This is a genomic window from Mesorhizobium sp. M4A.F.Ca.ET.022.05.2.1, from assembly GCF_003998845.1.
GTDB lineage: Bacteria > Pseudomonadota > Alphaproteobacteria > Rhizobiales > Rhizobiaceae > Mesorhizobium.
Map to the genome: position 1 here is coordinate 1 of NZ_RZOJ01000594.1, position 2,680 is coordinate 2,680.

Below are 2,680 nucleotides of genomic sequence, written 5' to 3' on the forward strand. Positions count from 1 at the left end.
GCGAGGCGCTCGGCATTTCCAAGGAACGCGTGCGCCAGATCGAGGCGCGCGCCATGGAAAAGCTGAAAGTCGCGCTGGTCGAGCAGAACCCGGAATTCCTGGCGACAGCCGCCTGACTCCTGCCTGCCTAGGCTTACCTATCAGTGACGATCTTGACCTTGTCGCCGGTCGAAACAGCGGCGCCGGGCGACAGCGCGTTGAGCACCCTGAACAGGTCGAGCTTCCGGTCGACGCCGACCATCTGAGCGGCGAGCGAGCCCATGGTCTGCCCGGCCTGCACGGTGACGACGCGGATATGCAGTGGCTTCAGCGCCGCCTTCTCGGCCGCGCTCAGGATGCGGAACGAGCCGCTGACCGAGCGCGCCACCGGCTCAAGCGCAGTGCTGGCCGCCGGTGCCGCCGTCAGCAGCCGGTAGACCTGGCCGCCGGCGCGGATGACCGCGATGTCGAACTGCCAGCCGTCGGCGCCGGCGCGCGCCACCGCCGCCTCGTTGCCGTTGATGGTTTCCTGGTGAACGCTGGCGTCATCGAGGCCGGCCACCCAGCCGCTGCGGATGTAGTCGGTCAGCGCCCGCGACTTGTCGATCGAAACGCCGTCGAAACGGATCGCCATGTCGCCGGGGCCGGTCGCCGTCACCGCCGCGGCCGAATTGTCGATGACGAAGCCGTCGGGCACGGTGAACGACACGCCGAGGCCCGGATGCAGGAAGGTCTGGCCGCGCACATAGCCCTCTTCAGGCGTGTCGCCGTAGAGCAGCCCGTCAATACCGGCCAGGAAGGCGTCGCGGTCGCGCGTGCCGATGCCCGGCGGGCCGAAGTTGCGAGCAAGGCGCTGGGCAAGATCGATCCGCTGCGGCGTGTTGGGGTGAGTCGCCAGGAAGTCCAGGCTGGCGTCGGTGGCGCCGCTGATTGAGCGGAAATCGGTATAGGCCGACATCGACTGCAGGAAGCGGCCGGCGGCGTAAGGATCATAGCCGGCCTCGCCGATCGACTTGATGCCGATGGCGTCGGCCTGCAGTTCCTGGTTGCGCGAGAACTGCGCGAGCCTCAGCTTGCCGCGGATCAGCGCCGCCTTGGCTGTCGGGCTGTCGCCCAGCACATCCGACACCACCTTGGTCGCCAGCCCTTCCTCGGCCTCCAGCTGCTGCCGCTGCAGGCCGTGATTGGCGGTGACGTGGCCCATCTCGTGCGCGATGACGGCGGCGAGCTCGGACGAATCATTGGCCAGCGCCAGCAGGCCGCGCGTCACATAGAGATAGCCGCCGGGCAGCGCGAAGGCGTTGACGTTGGGCGAATTGAGGATGGTGATACGGTAGGTCTGGGTCGGATTGGCCGACACCACCGTCAGGTTGCCGACGACCTTGGCCACCATGCGCTCGAGCTTGGGATCGGAATATTCGCCGCCATAGGTGGCGAGGATGCGCGGATGCTGCGCCTTCGCCATTTCGGCGAGCTTCGAGTTGGCGACGACATTGTCGACGGTGATCGGCTTGTCGGACGGCTGGAAACCGGACTCCTGCACATCCGGCGGCGTGAACATCTGGCAGCTGGCCAGCGCCACGGCAAGGCCGGCCAGCGCGAGCAGTCGCGCCAGCGGCTTCGTCAGCAATCTATGCTTGCCGGTCGGCAGATCGGCTTCCTTTCCAAAACTTTGCGGGCAAATCACGGCCTGTGCCAGACCAGTATCGGCGGACCTAGCCATACTCCTCCAGTCAAGGCAAGCAAACGCTGCATCACCCGAACCCGGTTTGAGCGTAAATTATGTCCGCTTCCGGGCAACATGCCGAGATCCGGCAGCAATGCATGTCACCTGGAAATGTGCTGTGGTTTTGAGGCAACGACCTGCTCAAAAACAGAACCCAAGCGCATCCCTTGAGGTCGTTCAGGCGCGACGCCCCTTGGCTGGATCCATGCCGACATAGCGCCGAAAGCCGTCCGGTCCAGAGGCGTCGAAGAAGTTGGCCGCCGTCCCCGTCGCGGCGACCGTGTGGTTGTCAACGAAGACCATGTCCTGGCCGATGCGGCGCGCGTCCTCCGGCTGGTGCGTGACGAACAGCACCGTCATCTGCCGTTCGGCATGGACACTGGCCAGCAAATCGAGCATGTCGTCGCGCAGCGCCGGTCCGAGCGAGGCGAACGGCTCGTCGAGCAAGAGCACCGGCCGGTCGCGCACCAGCACGCGCGCCAGCGCGACGCGCTGCCGCTCGCCGCCGGAAAGCTCGCGTGGCAGCCGCCTCTCCTTGCCCGCAAGGCCGACACGCGCCAGCGCATCGGCAATTGCCGCATGGTCGGCATCGGTGAGGCTGAGCGACGGCGAGCGGCCGAGCCCGACATTCCGCTCCACCGAAAGATGGGCGAACAGATTGTTCTCCTGGAACACCATCGAGACCGGCCTCGCCGAAGGCGGCGCGGCGCTGACATCGCCACCGTCGATCAGAACGCGACCTGACCCTGGCATCTCGAAACCAGCCACCAGGTTGAGCAGCGTCGACTTTCCCGAACCGCTCGGCCCCATGATGGCGGTGATCTTCGAGGCGGCGAACCCGACGTCGAAACGGAACGGCGCTTCGCCATAGCTGAACGAAACGTCCTCGAGCCGGACGGCCGCGCCTTTCGCCCCGACTTCCTTCGCCGGCGTCATGATTTCTCTCCTTGCCCGAGGCGATCGGCGGCAAGCACC

Annotated in this window: 3 protein-coding genes; 1 reads left to right on the forward strand and 2 read right to left on the reverse strand. The window is 66.3% G+C overall.

The features are described from left to right. Window positions 1–116: sigma factor-like helix-turn-helix DNA-binding protein (locus EN745_RS33290; protein WP_281034803.1), on the forward strand; the 116-nt coding region annotated here is incomplete at its 5' end. Between the two features lie 17 nt (window positions 117–133). Here EN745_RS33290 and EN745_RS33295 read toward each other — a convergent pair. Together EN745_RS33295 and thiQ are read right to left on the reverse strand one after the other, a co-directional pair. Beyond that, entirely contained in the window at window positions 134–1,702 is a 1,569-nt protein-coding gene (locus EN745_RS33295) for a M48 family metalloprotease (protein WP_245487900.1), read from the reverse strand. A 180-nt stretch (window positions 1,703–1,882) separates the two neighbouring features. Next, complete coding sequence (gene thiQ, locus EN745_RS33300; RefSeq protein WP_127423200.1) at window positions 1,883–2,641, reverse strand: thiamine ABC transporter ATP-binding protein; 759 nt, start codon at window positions 2,639–2,641, stop codon at window positions 1,883–1,885. Window positions 2,642–2,680: the final 39 nt, after the last annotated feature.

Bases quoted from the DNA above. Each gene is read 5' to 3' on its own strand.
- EN745_RS33295 (WP_245487900.1), bottom strand. From the start codon at position 1,702: ATGGCTAGGTCCGCCGATACTGGTCTGGCACAGGCCGTGATTTGCCCG.
- thiQ (WP_127423200.1), bottom strand. From the start codon at position 2,641: ATGACGCCGGCGAAGGAAGTCGGGGCGAAAGGCGCGGCCGTCCGGCTC.